The following is a 15,708-nucleotide window of genomic DNA, read 5'->3' as shown; positions in this document are numbered from 1 at the left end:
CAGCTAGTGCTGTGACCACTAACGTTCACCGGGTTGTCGGTGGTGTTGTGGTTCCTCGCCCAGACGTTGTCGGAGCGAGCGACTCCCCACCGGTAGTGGGGCGGGCCTCAGCCGGCCAACCGACCCTGACACCGCTGGTGGGCGGCGTGGGTCACGCCGGGACAGCCCGGCACCGGGAAGGTGTCGGCCTGCTCGACGGTGCGTGATGTCCGCACCCATGTCGGGTGCGGTGGTGGTGACGCCGCCCGGGGTCCGGGTGGCGATGGTGAACGCCGCGGCAACATCGCGATGCCCGACGAACCCGCAACTCCTGCACATCATGGTCCGCCCGTGGGGCTTGACCACTCTGCGCCGGCACACCGGGCAGGTCGACGACGTACCCCGCTCATCGACCAGATACACGGTGATCCCGGCCAGCTCCGCCTTGTCCTTCAGGACCGCGATCGCCCGGCCGAGTTGCCACTGCCGCAACCGCAGGTTGTGCCGCCGACCCGCCGGAAGATCGAGGACACCACGCGGGTCACCGACGGTCAGGGTCCCGACCCGGTGCTGCACTGCCCAGCCGATCACGGTCTTCGCGGCCTCGTGCCCGGCCTGCCGTACCCGACGCCGATGCCGCCCCTCCATCAGCCGAGCCCGCCGGCGGGTCTTGCGCCACCGCCGCGAACCCCGCTGGCCCCTCGTCGGCGCACGGGCGGCGCTCGCCCGGCGGCGGCCTTTCGTGTCGGCCAGGTGCTGACGGTGCTCGGCGCGGATCGCCCGCCCGGACACCAGCAACATCTGCCCGTCACCGGTTGCCACTGCGTACGGGTGAATGATGCCCAGGTCGACCCCGGCGACCCGCCCCCGCTGCGGCTCCTGACCCGCAGGGTAGGTCGCGACCGGAAGCTCCGCGGTGACCTCGACCCACAACCGCCCCTGATCGAACACCAACGTCACTGACCGCACCGCATCATGGGGGTAGGGAACCGCCCGGTCCAGGCGCACCACCAGCGGCGGGCTCCCGGCCGAGGTCGGCAACCGCAGCCGCCGTTCACTCAGACCGAACGTGCCGTGATACCAGCGGACCGGCATCAACGACCGTCGCCGCCGCGGATACCGCACCTCACCATGCCCCGCCCTGCGGCGGGCGGCAGCGCTGAACCACGCATCAGAATAGCGACGCAACACCGACCGGGCGCCGGTCGAGTCGAGCTCACCGAACGTGCCCGGACCAGACGCGGCGAGCAGTCGGCACAACTCCTGATAGCTCGCGACCGGCCGATCGTGACGACGATGCCGCCAGCTGTTGTATTCCAATACACACGCCCAAAGATCCCCGGCCGCGCGGAGCAGGCCGAAGCGGCGTTGCCGCTGCGACCGGGTCAGACGCAGGCCGACCCGGGCGGTGCGATGCACCACCCGCAGCGCTCCTGAATCCCTACGTCTGGGCATACCCGAAGCCAACCATGAGGGTCTGACACAACCCGGCCAACGTTAGTGGACACAGCACTAGCGGGAGTCGGGGCGTTCACGCCCCACCAGTGCCGCCAGTTCCAGCTTCTGCAGCTCGGCCCGCACCTCGTCGGCCGCGCTGTGGCCGATCTGGTCGAGCGAGACGACCGCATCCTCCAGCGCCTCCCGCGCGCCGTCGCTGTCGCCGATGGCGGTAAGGCTCTCCGCGAGGTGCCGCAGGATGTCCGCCTCGTTGAAGTGGTCGTCGAAGCGGCGGATCAGCGCCCGCGCCCGGCGATAGCAGTCGATGGCCTGCTCGTACTCGCCCAGGTGATGGTGGGCGTAGCCCATGGTGTCCCAGGTGCCCGCTTCGGCGTGTTCGTCGCCGATTTCCTGGTTGAGGGCCGTCGCCTGCGCGCCGAAGCGCAACGTCTGCCGATGGTCGCCGAGCATGCTGTACAGCCAGCCCACGTTGTTCAACGCCGCCGCCTGCCCCGTCCGGTCACCGAGCCGGCGGTAGAGCTCCAGCGCCCGTTCGTTGTGGCCGAGCGCGCCCGGCCAATCGCCCTGGTTGTGGCACACCCACCCCAGGCCCCGGTGGGTGTCGGCCTGTTTCGCGTGGTCGTCCAGCTCGGCGAAGATCTGCAGTGCGTGCTGGTGTTGCTCGTAGCCCACGTCCAGACGCCCCAGCTGGGTGTGGGCTACGCCCAGACTGCGATGGGCCTGCGCCTGCCGGTGCCGGTCTCCCATCCGCCGCGCCGCGGCGAGCGCCAGGTGCTGGGTGTCGATCCAGTCGTTCCAGTGCCCCTTGTAGTCGAAGAAGGTCTCCAGCGTCCGTGCCAACTGCCACACGTGGAGGTCACGGCCGTGCTCCGCCGCGTACGCCAGGATGCCCAGCAACATCTGGTGTTCGGTGACGAACCAGGCGAGGGCCTCGGCGTGGTCGGCCAGCGAGTCGACGCCCATCGGCGCGTCGGTCCCGGCCGGGACGTCCGGCTCGGCCCCGTCGCGGTTGGGCTCGACGAGCCGGGCCGCCCGGCCGGCGGTGTGCAGGAGAAAGTCCAGCAGCCGGTCCAGCGCGTCGTTGCGGGCCTGTGCCGGCTGGTCGTCGTCCACCCGATGCCGGGCATAGAGGCGCACCAGATCGTGCATCCGGTAGCGGGCCTGTCGCGGCACCCCGACCAGATGCGAGTCGCGCAACTCCGTCAACAACAGCCGGCTGCGGTCGCGGGGGCGCCCGACGAGGCTGGCCGCGGCGGCCAGCCCGATCTCCGGTGCGGGCACGAGTGAGAGCAGGACGAACAGCCGGGCCGCCTCGGCGCTGAGCGCGTGGTGCGAGGCGGCGAACACGGCGCGGATGTCGCCGTGCAGATCGCCCACGGTCAGGGCGTCGAGCCGGGTCGCTTCCTCCCGAAGCTCCTCGCTGACCACGCTCAGCGGCAGGTCGGGCTGCATCGCCGCTCGGGCCGCCACGATGCTCAGGGCCAGGGGAAGGCCGGCGCACCGGGACGCGATGTCCCGTACGCTCTGCGGCTCGACCGCCGCCCCGTGCCGGTTGAGCAGGTGGATCAACAGGTTGCGGGCCTCCGGCTCCGTCAACACCTCCAGGTCGACCGGCCGGGCGCCGTACGCGGCGACGAGCCCGCCGAGGCGGGCCCGGCTGGTCACCAGCACCGTGCAGTGCTGCCCACCGGGAAGCAGTGGAATCACCTGGGTCACGTCGCGGGCGTTGTCGAGCACGATCAGCATGCGTTTGTCGGCCACCAGGCTGCGATAGAGGGCGGTCTGCGCGTCCAGGTCCACCGGGACCGTCTCGGCGGGCACGTGCAGCGCGTCCAGCAACCCGCGCAGCACGACCTCGGGTGACACCGGAGCGGCAACCTCGAAGCCGCGCAGGTTCACGTACAACTGACCGTCCGGAAAACGCTTCAGGTTGTCGTACGCCCAGTGCAGCGCGAGCCAGGTCTTGCCGACGCCCCCGGGACCACCGATGGTGGCCACCCCGCCGCCGTCGGCGCCGGAGGCGGCCGACAGCGCGGCGAGTTCGTCGGCCCGGCCGACGAAGCCCGCGGGTGGCGCGGGCAGTTGGCGGGGTACGTCACCGCGGGCGACGACGGTCTCCGGGCTGGGCGCGGCGAGCGTCGGGTCGCCGCTGATCATCCGGAGGTGCAGGCGTTGCAACTCCGGCATGGGATCGACGCCGAGTGAGTCCGCCAGTCGCCGGCGTAGGGCCAGGTAATGGTCGAGCGCGTCGGCCTGCCTCCCGGACCGACACAGCGCCAGCATGAGCTGACCGATCAGCCGTTCGTCGAACGGGTGCTCCGCCACGGCGCGCAGGAGTTGCGGCACCAGGGCGGCGTGCTGGCCGCAGCGCAGCGCGACATCGGTGCGGTCCCGGTCGGCGGCGACCCGCTCCCGATCGGCGGCCGTCCGCACCTCATCGAGCCACGGTGTGTCGAGCTGGCCCAGCGGAGTGCCTCGCCACAACCCCAGGGCCTCGTCGAAGATCCGCAACGCCCGTCCGGCATCGTCGGTGGTCCGGGCCACAGCGAGCAGTTCGCGGAACCGGTGCAGGTCGATCGCCCACGGATCCACCTGGAGCAGGTAGCCGCCGGACTGCCGCCGGATCGACACATCGGTGGCCTCACCGAGACTGCGACGCAGTCGTGACAGATAGCTGTAGAGCGAACTCGACGCCGACTGCGGTCGCAGATCACCCCAGGCCCGGCCGATCAACTGATCGGTGCGGACCAGCTGATTGGCGCCGATGAGCAGGACCGCCAGCACACCCCGCTGTCGAAGATGCCCCAGGTCGATCGACCGGCCCGCGACGCGAGCCTCGACCTCACCCAGCAGTCTGAACTCGACAGCCATCGCCGCGACCCCATTCGTCCCGGCGCGCCCCCGCACGCTCAACCGTCATAAGGTTGCTCACGATGGTTCCAGGTGGACGGCGACGCCGCCGCCCCCCTTCCACAGTCTGGAAGTGCCCGGACCGCACCTGGCCGGCCCGCCACCTGACTAGCGGATTCAAGGTACGTACAAGGTTCGCGGCAGTGCTTCGACAAATACTCGGCCGATGTCACTCCATCCGTTGTTCAGAGGCGCCCTGACGCTGGCGCTCCTGTTGCCGTTGACACTGGTCGCGGCGGAGAAGATCCCTGGTGCCACGCCGGCCGCTCAGGCGAGCGGTCGCGGGCTCGAAGCCGCCTGGGCGAAGGCGGCCAAGGCCGGCGCGCCCGTCGAAGTCCCCGATCGCTTCACCGAGACGATGAAGGTATGGGCCGATCCCGACGGCAAGCACCTGCGGGCTCAGCTGCACACCCGCCCCGTCCAACTCAAGAACCCGGGCACCGGCGTGTGGGAGCCCATCGACACCACCATCGTCGCTCGCGACGGTGTGCTGCAGACGGTCCGTACGAAGGTTCCGCTGAGCCTCGGCGGGCGCGGCAGCAAGAGCCTGGTCTCGGCAGCCGGTAGCAACGGCACGGTCAACCTGCGAGTGAAGCAGGCGCTGCCGGAGCCGAAGATCTCCGGCAACACGGTCACCTACCCCGACGCGGTGTCCAGGGGAGTGGACCTCATGGTGCGGGCCGAATCCGACGGGTTCGTCTCGCAGGTCGTCTTCCGGCAACGGCCGACCGGCCCGGTGACGGTGCGGATGCCGCTCACGCTGCCCAAGGGAACCACCTTCGGCAAGACACCGCAGGGACTACCCCAGCTGAAGGACGGCAAGGGCGCGGCGAAAGCCGCACCGGTCGTGCTGACCGCGACCGACGCCAAGCTCGGCAAGACCTCTCCGGTCGCGGCGCGCGTGGAGAAGTCGGAGCTGGTCTTCTCGCCGGACGCGACGTTCCTCGCCGACCCGGCGGTGGCCTATCCGGTGACGGTCGCCGCCGCCTCGGAGTGGTTCGGCGGCGGCGTGCCGCAGGATGCCTGGGTCAGCAAGAACGACCCCTACAACAACCATGCCGCTGAGGGATGGTTGCGCGCCGGCACCACCCAGACCAGCGCCGACATCGCTCGGGTCTACCTGAGGTTCAACACCGACGCACCGGAGCTGGCGGGGGCATCGGTCGTCCAGGCAGACCTGATCATGTGGAACTACAAGTCCGGCGGCCCCAACGGAGCCCTCTGCGGTGACCCGTTGGGCGCGGGCATCGTCGCCGCGCGCCTCGGCTCCTCGTGGAGTCCATCCACATTGGACTGGTACAACCAGCCCTCGACGACCGGCAGCGCCGAAGGCCTGAACCGGGCGGGCTACAACTACGACGCCGTCAACACCTGGTGTGCCAAGGACGAGGAGGTCTGGCACCGGGTCACCGGCATGGCCCGGGCCTGGATCGAGCAGGACGCGCCCAACCACGGGCTGGTGCTGCGGGCGGCCAGCGAGACCGCCGCGACCAACTGGCGCCAGTACTACGCCAGCGAGTTCGGTGGCGGCGACCCGTATCCGGGCTACCGTCACCCGCCCGCGCTCATGGTCGAATACACGCCGCCACCCACGCGTACCGAGTGGGTGAAGTTCGAGTCGGACGCCGATCTGACCGAGTTCCCCAGCTACGAAGAGGCCAAGGCGATGGCCGCCCAGCCGCTCGACGACGCCAGCTGGGGGCTGACCAACGAGGAGGCCGACGCGTTCGAGAGGCTCGGCGTGGGCGTGCCCAGCGAGGTCGACTCCCGGCGACTTCGACCCATGCCGAGTGACGAGGAGATCGACCCGGCCGACATCGAGCCCGACGAGGTGCCGTCCGGAGACCTTCCGGTCGACGAGACCAAGCCCACGGTCACCGGCGTGCAGCCGGTGGCCGGCAGCACCGACGTCCCGGTCGACACCACCGTCACCGTGACCTTCGGCGAGAAGGTCTGGAACCCGAAGATCATCGTTAAGGACCCCAGCGGGACCGCAGCGCCGGGCACGACGACCTCGGACGCCACCGGGCAGATCGTCACCTTCACTCCGTCGCAGCCGCTGAAGGCCAGCACCGCGTACAGCGCTGAGGCCCGTGAGGCGCACGACGAGGACGGCAACGAACAGGACCCGCACGGCTGGCAGTTCACCACCGAGAACGACACGAAGGCCCCGGCCGTCTCCGCGGTGACCCCGGCGGCCCAGGCGACCGACGTTGCGGTGGCCACGGCAGTCACAGCGACGTTCACCGAGCCGGTCGACGGCGCCCAGCTCACGCTGAAGAACCCCGCTGGCACGTCGATCACTGGAACATCCGCCATGGACGCCGCAAAGCGGGTGCTCACCTTCACCCCGGCGGGGCCGCTGGCCGAGACCACCGCGTACACCGCCGAGGTGTCAGGGGCCACGGACGGCGCGGGCAACGCGATGTCCTCCGCGCACACGTGGTCGTTCACCACCGGTGTGAAACCGCCGACCGGGCTCGTGGCCGCCTATGGGATGAACGAGGGGACCGGGACGAGAGTGGGTGACTCGTCCGGCCAGAACAACGCCGGTACGGCCACCAACACGACGTGGAGCGCCACCGGCAGGTACGGCAAGGCGTTGTCGTTCAACGGCACCAGCAGCCTGGTCACCGTCGCCGACGCGCCCTCGCTGCGGCTCACCGGCGGGCTGACCCTGTCGGCGTGGGTGCGGCCCTCCTCGGTCGTGAGTTGGCGCAGCGTGGTCGCCAAGAACCTCGCCACCGGGGAAGGCGCGTCCTACGTGCTGTACGGCTCGAACGGCGACGCGCCGTCGGGCTGGCTGCAGCGCGGCGGCCAGTCGTACCAGGTGAGCGCTGGCACGCCGCTGGCCGTCAACGCCTGGAGCCATCTGACGGTCACCTATGACGGCACCAACGCCCGGCTGTACGTCAACGGAACCCAGGCTGCCCGGACACCGCTCACGGGGGCGCTCGACGTCGACGGCGGGAAGCTGACGATCGGTGGCAACACGGTCTGGGGCGAGTACTTCAGCGGCCTGGTCGACGAGGTACGCGTCTACAACCGCGCCCTCGACGCGACCCAGATCCAGGCCGACATGACCACTCCGGTCGGCGCCACCGGCCCCACCCCCACACCGACTCCGACGCCAACGCCCACTCCCACCCCGTCGCCCACCGACCCGTCGGACCCGGTGCCCGGACTGGTCGCGGCCTACAACATGAACCAGGGCTCCGGCACCACGCTCTCCGACTCGTCCGGACAGGCCAACAGCGGAGCAGCCCACGACACGACCTGGGCCACCAACGGCAAGTACGGCAAGGCGTTGTCGTTCAACGGCAGCAGCAGCCTGGTCACTGTCGCGCACGCGCCATCGTTGCGACTGACCACCGCGCTGACCCTGTCCGCCTGGGTCCGACCGGACGAGCAGTCCGACTGGCACACGGTGGTCATGAAGAACCTGGCATCTGGAATCAACGCCTCGTACGGCCTGTACGCCTCCGACCGGGACGGCCCCGCGGGGTGGCTCACCACCAGCGGTGAGCCGGTCACCCCCCAGGGTCCCACCGCCCTGCCGGACGCCACCTGGAGCAATGTGGCGCTCACCTACGACGGCAGCAGGGCCACCCTCTACGTCAACGGCACAAAGGCCGGCGAGGTCGCCGTCACCGGCACCATCGACGACGACGGGGGCACGCTCACCATCGGTGGCAACGAGATCTGGGGCGAGTACTTCAGCGGCCTGATCGACGAGGTACGCGTCTACAACCGCGCGCTCACCGCGGCGCAGATCCAAAGTGACATGAACACGCCGATCGGTGCCGCCCCGGCGGCCCAGCGCGCCACGTCCTCCAGCAGCACCTCGGAGATCGCGAAGCTTGCGATCTCCGGTGGCGAGGGGACCACGCCGGCGTTCACCACCTGGCTGTCGCGTCCACCGAACCAGCCGGCGAAGGTGCAGGTCGAGGTGGCCGCACTGCCGGAGAAGTCCCCGACGGGCAAGGCGGCGGTCGACGCGAAACCGATCTGGTCGGGCACGATGACCAGCGCGGGCGGCGCGGCACGCCACACGCTGCGGATGCCATCCGGCAAGCTCACCAAGGGCCAGTGGGTGCGGTGGCACGCTCGCACGACGGCGCCCGACGGAACCAGCGCGTGGTCGAAGTGGCAGACGTTCCAGGTCGGCGACGCCCACTCGGCCGGAAAGCTCCCCCCGCACGGCACGTTCGCGGCGGCCGACGAGAACACGGGGGCGCCGTTCGACTACGAGCGGATCGACCGCCCGGGCTGCAACGCCGCACGTCTGAGCTCGCCCCGACCCAACCACGCGTTCGGCTGGACGGTCCTGCGCCCCTATTCGGCCTGCCACAGCAAGATCCTGGGTTGGGTCGACTTCGAGGTGAATCAGTACACCGGCCTGCCGACGTCCCGGTGCCCGAAGTCCAAGGGCGTGATGATGACCGTCAACACGATCGTGTTCACCAACCTGGGCACCTCGAACGGCAAACCGGTTGTCGACGCCCCAGCGAACTCGACCCTCACCGCCAGGGACATCAGCCTCTGGACCAGCATCACCAACATCAAGACCGAGGCTGCCAACTGCACGCCCACGAACGCGTTCGACGGCGACACGCTTCGGCTCCGGATCGACGCGCAAGGGTCCGACAACTCCGATTGCGAGATGATCAAGGGAGCCAACCGGGACGCGACCATCGGCGCCTTCAAGCGCGACGGTGAAGACGATTTCGTCTTCCAGTCGAAGACGAAGGCATGGGGGAACTGCACCCTGCGGCCCAAGCTGTTCAACGCCGACAGCTTCCTGTTCGTCGATCCGACGCCCTTCCGACTGTGGCAGTATCTCGTCACCGAGAACGGACCCCCGACCAGGCGGGGCGATCTTCCCTTCGTCGCCCGCTGCGACAGCGAGCGCATCAGGTACCGCACGTTGATCGGGGGAGAGCTGAAGTGGGTCGGCAACACCGGAGGGTGCAGGTTCCTGGGTGCCGACCGGGTCTACACGATGTACTCCCAGGACCCCGACCGGTGGGAGGTGGCGCAGCACATCCAGTTCGCGTTCCAGAACCCGCAGGGCACCGAGCCGAAGGTCAACCTCCAGGGTGCGCCCATCACCAAGAGCTTCCCCGGCAACTACGACGCCTGCGGGGCGACGCCGTGCGCGAAGATACCGCTCACCAAGCGGGCGAACACCGCGAGGGTACCCCAGCCCGACGGGGCGCTCTACACCTCGAAGAACAAGTATTTTCGCGACAAGTACCGGGTGAACCTTCCCGGATTCGGTCCGGGTAGGCAGTGCGACGAGTACCCGTTCGCATCTACCAATCAGGCGCTCGGTGTCGAGGGGCAGATGGTCAACAACGTCTGGACTCCGACCCACAACGCGTCACTACGCATGGTGACCACCGCCCAGAACGCGGCTGCCGGACGTGACCTCGGGGCCTTCTACGCCCGATATCGAGTGTTCACCAGCCCGCAGCTCGAAGGAGGACTGCAGAACAGGCCATCCAACGCCTTCTTCGTCCGGATCAAGCCGGGCCTTCCACCGGCCTCGTAGCGACCGGCCTCGTAGCGACTGGTTGAGGAGGGGAGCCCGTCCGGGCTCCCCTCCGACCCGGTGATTCCCAACCCTGCGCGGCTTGCCGCTACGGTTCCCCGCCGCCCGCTGACGCCGCGGGGACGGCCGGGGCGGCCAGCTTGACCCTGGGGCGGTCGGCGTCCGGATGGCGCAGCTCGTCGAAGATCGTCAGCGCCTCTCGCCACGCCCGACGCGCGGCGTCGAGGTCACCCGCGGCCCGCAGGCTGTCGCCCAGGTTGTCCAGCACCTCCGCCTCGTCGTAGCGGTCGCCGAGTTCCCGGTGCAACTCCAGGGCCCGCCGGTAGCAGTCCGCGGCCCGGTCGTGGTCGCCGAGGCCGTGGTGGACGAAGCCGAGGCTGTCCCAGGTCAGCGCCGCCCCGTGCCGGTCGCCGGTCTCGTCGTGCAGCCGCAGGGCCGCCTGGCAGCAGTGCAGCGCCGGCCCTGGCTCGCCGAGCCGGGCGTGCATCCAGCCCAGATTGTTGAGCGCCTTGGCCTGCCCGACCCGGTAGTCGGCGACCCGGTAGAGGTCGAGGGCCAGCCGGGTCTCGTCGAGAGCCGCCCGCAGCCGGCCCTGCCGTGCGAGCACCCAGCTCACCCCGAGGTGCGTGTGCGCCCGTCCGGTGTCGTCGCCCAACTCGCGGTACAGCTCCAGGTCGCGCCGGTAGTGCCGGTGCGCCGCCTCGTGATCGCCCGACCATGTGCAGGCGATGGCGAGGCCCCGGTGCGCCAGGGCCTGACCGGCCAGGTCACCCCGGCGCAGCGCCGCCGCCAGGGCGGTCCGCTGGGCGGTGGCCAGCTCGGGCCAGTGCCCGCTGCGATCGAGGTACGTGGTGAGGGCCGCCGCCAGCGTCCACGCGTGCCGGTCCAGGCCGCCGCCCGCCGCCTGCTCCACACACGCCAGCAGGACGTGGTGCTCGGCGGCGAACCACGCGGTCGCCCACGCGTGCTCCGGGCGGTCGCCAACCGTCACACCCGGCTCGGGGGCGGGCAGCGCGGCCGGCCGCGCCAACCGGTACGGGTCGAGCAGGTGGTCCGCCGCGTGCGAGGCGTGCAGGTAGTGGTCGAACAGGCGGCGTCGGGCGGTCTTCCGCTCCTCCTCGGGGTCGGTGCCGTGACACAGCTCCGAGGCGTACGCGCGAAGCAGGTCGTGCATCGCGTACCGGCCGGGGGTGCGCTCGGTGAGCAGGTTCGCCCGGGTGAGGTCGGCCAGCAGCGGTTCGACCCGAGCCGGCGGCAGGCCGGCGAGGCTGGCCACCGCCGCCCGTCCGGCATCGGGGCCGGGATGCAGCCCGAGCAGCCGGAACAACCGGGCCGGGTCGGCGTCCAACGCCCGGTACGACCAGGAGAAGACCGCCCGTACGTCGGTCGTGGGATCGCCGGTGGACAGTGCGGTGAGCCGAACCGGGTCGGTGTCCCGCAGTTCGGTGGCGAACGCCCCCAGCGGTACGTCGGGCTGCCCGACGGCACGGGCCGCGACGACGGCCAGGGCCAACGGCAGGCCGGCGCAGCGGCGCACGATCTCGTCCAGCGCCGCCGCCTCGCGCCCGACACGGCGGCGACCGAGCCGATGGGCCAGCAGCTCCCGGGCCTCGGCCGGCCGGAGCACGTCGAGGGTCACCGGGTGGGCCCCGGCGTTGACCACCAGGCCGGTGAGCCGATTGCGGCTGGTCACCACGACCAGGCTTCCCGGGGATCCGGGCAGCAGGGGTCGCACCTGCTCTTCGTCGCGGGCGTTGTCGAGCAGCACCAGAACGCGGCGGTCGGCCAGCAGGGTCCGGAACAGGGCGGTCTGCCGGGGCAGGTCGGTGGGCATCCGCTGGGGCGGCACGTGCAGCGCCTCCAGGAAGCCGCGCAGCGCCTCGCCCGGCGACACGGCCCGGCCGTCGAGGTCGAACCCGCGCAGGTTGACGTAGAGCTGCCCATCCGGGTACCGGTGCGCGACCCGGTAGGCCCAGTGCACCGCGAGGGTGGTCTTGCCGACCCCGGCGGTCCCGGCGATGGCGGAGATGACCACCGCCCGGCCCGGATCGCCCTCGCCGCCGCCCGGGGCGGCTCCCGCCAGTTCGGCGGGCAGCAGCGCATCCAGCTGCCGCAGCGCCGACGTACGGCCGGTGAACCAGGCGGGGGCGCCGGGAAGCTGCGCCGGAGACGGGCCGTGGGGCTCGGCAGGTGCGGGCTCGGCCGGCATCCGCCCCCGCAGCACCCGCAGGTGGGCCTCGCTCAACTCGGGGCCGGGCTCCACGCCCAACTCGTCGACGAGGTGGCGGCGGGTCTCGGTGTAGAGCTGCAGCGCGGCTGCCCGCTGACCGCAGCCGGCCAGGGCCAGCAGATATCCGGCCACCAGCGACTCCCGCAGCGGATGCTCGGCCACCAGGGGGCGTAGGGCACGCGCCGTCGCGGCGAACCGGCCGAGGTCGAGTTCCACGGCGGCGAGCCGCTCGTACGCGAGCAGGCGTTGCTCGTCGAGGCCGGTGGCGGCAGCGTCGACGAAGGCTCCGGTCGCTCCGGCCAGCGCCGGCCCCCGCCACAACGCCAGGCCGTCGCGGAGCAGTCGCGCCGCCTCCACCCGTCGGCCGGCTGTCTCCTCGGCGCGGGCCCGCTCGACCGCCACGGTGAACTCGGCGAGGTCCAGCTCGTCCATGGGTACGGTGAGCCGGTAGCCGCTGCCCTGGGTCGTCAGCAGGTCGGCCGCTCCCACCTCGCGCAGGGCCGACCGGATTCGGGAGACGCAGACCTGCACCTGGGTCCGGGCGCTGGCTGGTGGTTCTTCGGCCCAGAGCGCCGACACGATCTGCCCGAGGGGCACCAACCGGTCGGCGTTGAGGAGCAGTAGCGCGAGCACCGCGCGTTGCTGAGGGCGGTCGATCGGAAGGACCCGCCCCCCGGCGTTCACCTGGACGGGGCCGAGGAGGGACCACCGCATGGCTTTCCTGTTCGGTCGTGTTCGGACGTCCACAGTCTAGGGATGGCGCGGCCCGGCACGGCGGCGCCAAGCGGTCGGATAGCGGACGACAAGCGGGCCCGCCCAGGCTCTCCTCAGCCGCCGGATCCGTGGTCCGGCGGGAGGCGGGCCGGCACGGCGTCGGCCGAGGCGGACAGGGAGAGCGACATGCGAGTAACCAAGGGACGGGGCGCGCTGGCGGCCGTTGTGTCGACGGCTGCCGTGGTGGCCGGCTTGGGCTGGGCGGCACCGGCCTCGGCGGAACCGGCGGGGCTGGAGACGGTGACCCAGTCGGCGGCCGAGAGCAGCCTGGACAAGTCGGCGTTCGCCTCCTGCCCGACCGGCAAGGTGGTCACCGGGGGCGGCGGCTTCCTCGTCTCCGGCTCGTCGGCCAATGGACGGGTCGGGCTGGACCGGTTGGAGCCGCTGGCGAACGGCAGCGGTTTCTTCGTGACCATGCGCGAGGTGGGCCCGGTCAATTTCGCCGGCGACTGGGCTCTGCAGGCCCTGGCCCAGTGTGCCACCGCGCCAGCCGGGTACCAGGTCGTGGCCACGACCGGGGCGGTCGGCACGGAGTACGTCACGGCGAGCTGTGGCACGAAGAAGGTCATCGGCATGGGTGGGCGGATCAACAGCGGCCTGGGCGATCTCGTGCTCGACCAGGTGGTGCCGTCGTCCGACCTGACGTCGGTGACCGTCCGGGCGGTCCCGGTGCAGGGCACCTCGCCGTCCGGCTGGAGCGCCACCTCGATCGCCGTCTGCGCCAACGGGCCCGCCGGGCTGGAGCGGATCGTGGGGACGGCGCCGAGCGCGAGCGATTCGGCCGACACCCGCGTCAAGACGTGCCCGGCCGGCAAGGGCCTCTACAGCGCGGGCGCGGACATCAACGCCGGCAATGGTCAGGTGCTGCTGACCGCGGTCAACATCACCGGAGGAACCACCGCGCGGGTGCGGGCGGAGGAGGACGCCGACGGTTTCGCCGGCTCGTGGAGCCTCAACGCATACGGCATCTGCGGGAGCTGATCGGAGCTGATCCGGGCCGGGGCCGCCGCTGGCGGCCCCGGCCGACTCCGACCCGTCAGACCGTTGGCCACACCGGAACCGGGCAGGCACAATGCGGCGGTGTCAGATTTCGCCGAACCGCTCGGCTACCGCCTCATCACCGGGCCTGATGACGCCGAGTTCTGCAAACGCGTGAGCGTCCTTCTCGACCAGGGCTATCAGCTGCACGGGTCGCCGGCGCTCACCTTCGACGGCGAACGCGTCATCGCCGCTCAGGCGTTGGTGCTGCCGCACTCCATCGGCTCCGCGCGACCGTCAGCGGAAGGCGTCGACGTTGCGCGCGGCCCAGGCGGCGAAGGGGCGTGGTGATCGCCCCAGGACCTCGGAGACGTCCGGGCTGATCCGCTGTTCGGCCTCGGTCGGCGCACCGAGGATCGCCAGCGTCCCCTCGACCACCGGCGGCGGCATGAACTGCAGCATCTGCTCGCGGGCTTCCTCGGGCGGCTGCTCCACGAAGGCGATCGGCTCGCCGAGCGCGGCGGCGAGGTCGGCGACCCGCTCGCGTGGCGTGCGCAGGGCCGGGCCGGTCAGTTCGTAGGTACGGCCATCATGCGAGCGGTCGAGGAGCACGGCGGCCGCCACTTCGGCGATGTCGGCCGGGTCGACCACGGGCAGACCGACGTCGCCGAAAGGTGCGGCCACGGCCCGCTTGCCCCGGACCGGTTCGGTCCAGGCGAAGGAGTTGGAGGCGAAGCCGCCGGGGCGAAGGATCGTCCAGCCGAATTCGGACCGACGAACGAGATCCTCGATGGCGCGCAGCGGCGCGTGTGACGGCGAGTCCGGTCGGGTCGCTACGGCCTGCGAGGACTGGAGCACAACGCGCTTCACGCCGTCGGCTGCCGCGACCCGCAGGATTTCGCGCATGTCGAGGTGGGCTCCGGCGCCCTCCACGAGCAGGTACAGCGCCTCGGCGCCGGCGAGCACCGGGCGCAGGCTCTGCGGCTGCTCGAGGTCCGCGCGATGGTGGCGGATGCCCTCTGGTGCGGGGCCCGGCCGTCGCCCCCGGGACACCGCCGTCACCGAGGCACCCGTGGCCGCGAGGGTTGACGTGAGCGTACGGCCGACGTTTCCGGTTGCTCCTACCACGACGAACATGTCTGGGTCTCCAGTCCGACCGTGTCGTTCGCACGGCCGAAGGAGACGCTAGTAACGTCGACATAGTAGGTACCTAGAGGATAGTAATGGATTTGTGACGGGGGGCACATGAAGCAGTCGACAGATCCCGAGTTGGCCTGCCCGGTCGCGCCGGTTGTCGACATCGTCTTCAGCCGGTGGACCACACCGATTCTGTGGGCTCTCCACGAGTACGGTCGGCAGCGCTTTGTCGAGTTGGAGCGCCGACTGACGAGCATCACGCCGAAGGTGCTCACGCAGCGGCTTCGCCAACTCGAACGTGACGGGCTCGTGTCACGCACCTACCACGCCGAGGTGCCTCCCCGGGTCGAGTACGAGATCACCGAGTTGGGCGCCAGCCTCGGCCCGCTCTTCGCGCACCTGACCACCTGGGCCGAGGCCAGCCTCGGAGAGGTGGAACGAGCACGGCGCGCCTACGACGCCCAGCGATGATGCCGCGCCGACGTGACCGGGACCTCAAGCGACGCCAACACGGTGCCGTCAGCCGACGCGTCACCCCTGTGTCCTGACGAGATCGGTTCGGAGCGGGCCGAGGGTAGGCGCTCCGGGCGGTCACCTCCTCCGTCGGTATCGGGCCGGCCCGGACGCTCGTTCGCGCCTCAGGAGTGACCGCGCGCGGACCGCGGCCTGATGCAGCCGCGGGCAGGAC

At 71.0% G+C, this 15,708-nt stretch carries 8 protein-coding genes; 4 read left to right on the top strand and 4 right to left on the bottom strand.

Annotation, left to right across the window (positions count from 1 at the left end; all coding sequences use genetic code 11):
* Positions 1-18 precede the first annotated feature (18 nt).
* Both AB0877_RS11315 and AB0877_RS11310 read right to left on the bottom strand, forming a co-directional pair.
* Positions 19-1,401 carry a transposase gene (locus AB0877_RS11315; RefSeq protein WP_366608455.1) on the bottom strand — a complete coding sequence of 461 codons (1,383 nt, stop codon included), beginning with the start codon at positions 1,399-1,401 and terminating at the stop codon, positions 19-21.
* A 90-nt stretch (positions 1,402-1,491) separates the two neighbouring features.
* Positions 1,492-4,308: a BTAD domain-containing putative transcriptional regulator gene (locus AB0877_RS11310; protein WP_366608454.1), complete on the bottom strand. Its 2,817-nt coding sequence runs from the start codon at positions 4,306-4,308 to the stop codon at positions 1,492-1,494.
* A gap of 205 nt (positions 4,309-4,513) precedes the next feature.
* Here AB0877_RS11310 and AB0877_RS11305 point away from each other — a divergent pair, with 205 nt between their 5' ends.
* On the top strand, positions 4,514-9,901 hold the full coding sequence (locus AB0877_RS11305; protein ID WP_366608453.1) for a LamG-like jellyroll fold domain-containing protein: 5,388 nt from the start codon (positions 4,514-4,516) through the stop codon (positions 9,899-9,901).
* Positions 9,902-9,989: 88 nt separating this feature from the next.
* Here the strand turns inward: AB0877_RS11305 and AB0877_RS11300 are convergent, their stop codons facing one another.
* Positions 9,990-12,845: a BTAD domain-containing putative transcriptional regulator gene (locus AB0877_RS11300; RefSeq protein ID WP_366608452.1), complete on the bottom strand. Its 2,856-nt coding sequence runs from the start codon at positions 12,843-12,845 to the stop codon at positions 9,990-9,992.
* 186 nt (positions 12,846-13,031) lie between these two features.
* Here AB0877_RS11300 and AB0877_RS11295 point away from each other — a divergent pair, with 186 nt between their 5' ends.
* Both AB0877_RS11295 and AB0877_RS11290 read left to right on the top strand, forming a co-directional pair.
* Positions 13,032-13,886: a hypothetical protein gene (locus tag AB0877_RS11295; RefSeq protein ID WP_366608451.1), complete on the top strand. Its 855-nt coding sequence runs from the start codon at positions 13,032-13,034 to the stop codon at positions 13,884-13,886.
* A 99-nt stretch (positions 13,887-13,985) separates the two neighbouring features.
* On the top strand, positions 13,986-14,234 hold the full coding sequence (locus tag AB0877_RS11290) for a DUF1737 domain-containing protein (RefSeq protein ID WP_366608450.1): 249 nt from the start codon (positions 13,986-13,988) through the stop codon (positions 14,232-14,234).
* On the opposite strand, the gene AB0877_RS11285 is transcribed toward AB0877_RS11290, so the two are convergent.
* Positions 14,181-15,020: an NAD(P)H-binding protein gene (locus AB0877_RS11285; protein ID WP_366608449.1), complete on the bottom strand. Its 840-nt coding sequence runs from the start codon at positions 15,018-15,020 to the stop codon at positions 14,181-14,183. The genes AB0877_RS11290 and AB0877_RS11285 overlap by 54 nt on opposite strands.
* Before the next feature lie 108 nt (positions 15,021-15,128).
* Between AB0877_RS11285 and AB0877_RS11280 the strand changes: the two genes are divergently transcribed.
* Positions 15,129-15,491, top strand: a complete 363-nt coding sequence (locus AB0877_RS11280; protein ID WP_366608448.1) for a helix-turn-helix domain-containing protein — start codon at positions 15,129-15,131, stop codon at positions 15,489-15,491.
* The last annotated feature ends 217 nt before the right edge of the window (positions 15,492-15,708 follow it).

The organism is Micromonospora sp. NPDC047644, from assembly GCF_040704315.1.
Classification (GTDB): Bacteria; Actinomycetota; Actinomycetes; order Mycobacteriales; family Micromonosporaceae; genus Micromonospora.
The sequence above is the reverse complement of the archived record's forward strand: the minus strand, read 5'-3'. Positions and strand labels throughout refer to the sequence as shown.

Bases quoted from the DNA above. Each gene is read 5' to 3' on its own strand.
- AB0877_RS11310 (WP_366608454.1), bottom strand. From the start codon at position 4,308: ATGGCTGTCGAGTTCAGACTGCTGGGTGAGGTCGAGGCTCGCGTCGCG.
- AB0877_RS11305 (WP_366608453.1), top strand. From the start codon at position 4,514: ATGTCACTCCATCCGTTGTTCAGAGGCGCCCTGACGCTGGCGCTCCTG.
- AB0877_RS11300 (WP_366608452.1), bottom strand. From the start codon at position 12,845: ATGCGGTGGTCCCTCCTCGGCCCCGTCCAGGTGAACGCCGGGGGGCGG.
- AB0877_RS11295 (WP_366608451.1), top strand. From the start codon at position 13,032: ATGCGAGTAACCAAGGGACGGGGCGCGCTGGCGGCCGTTGTGTCGACG.
- AB0877_RS11285 (WP_366608449.1), bottom strand. From the start codon at position 15,020: ATGTTCGTCGTGGTAGGAGCAACCGGAAACGTCGGCCGTACGCTCACG.
- AB0877_RS11280 (WP_366608448.1), top strand. From the start codon at position 15,129: ATGAAGCAGTCGACAGATCCCGAGTTGGCCTGCCCGGTCGCGCCGGTT.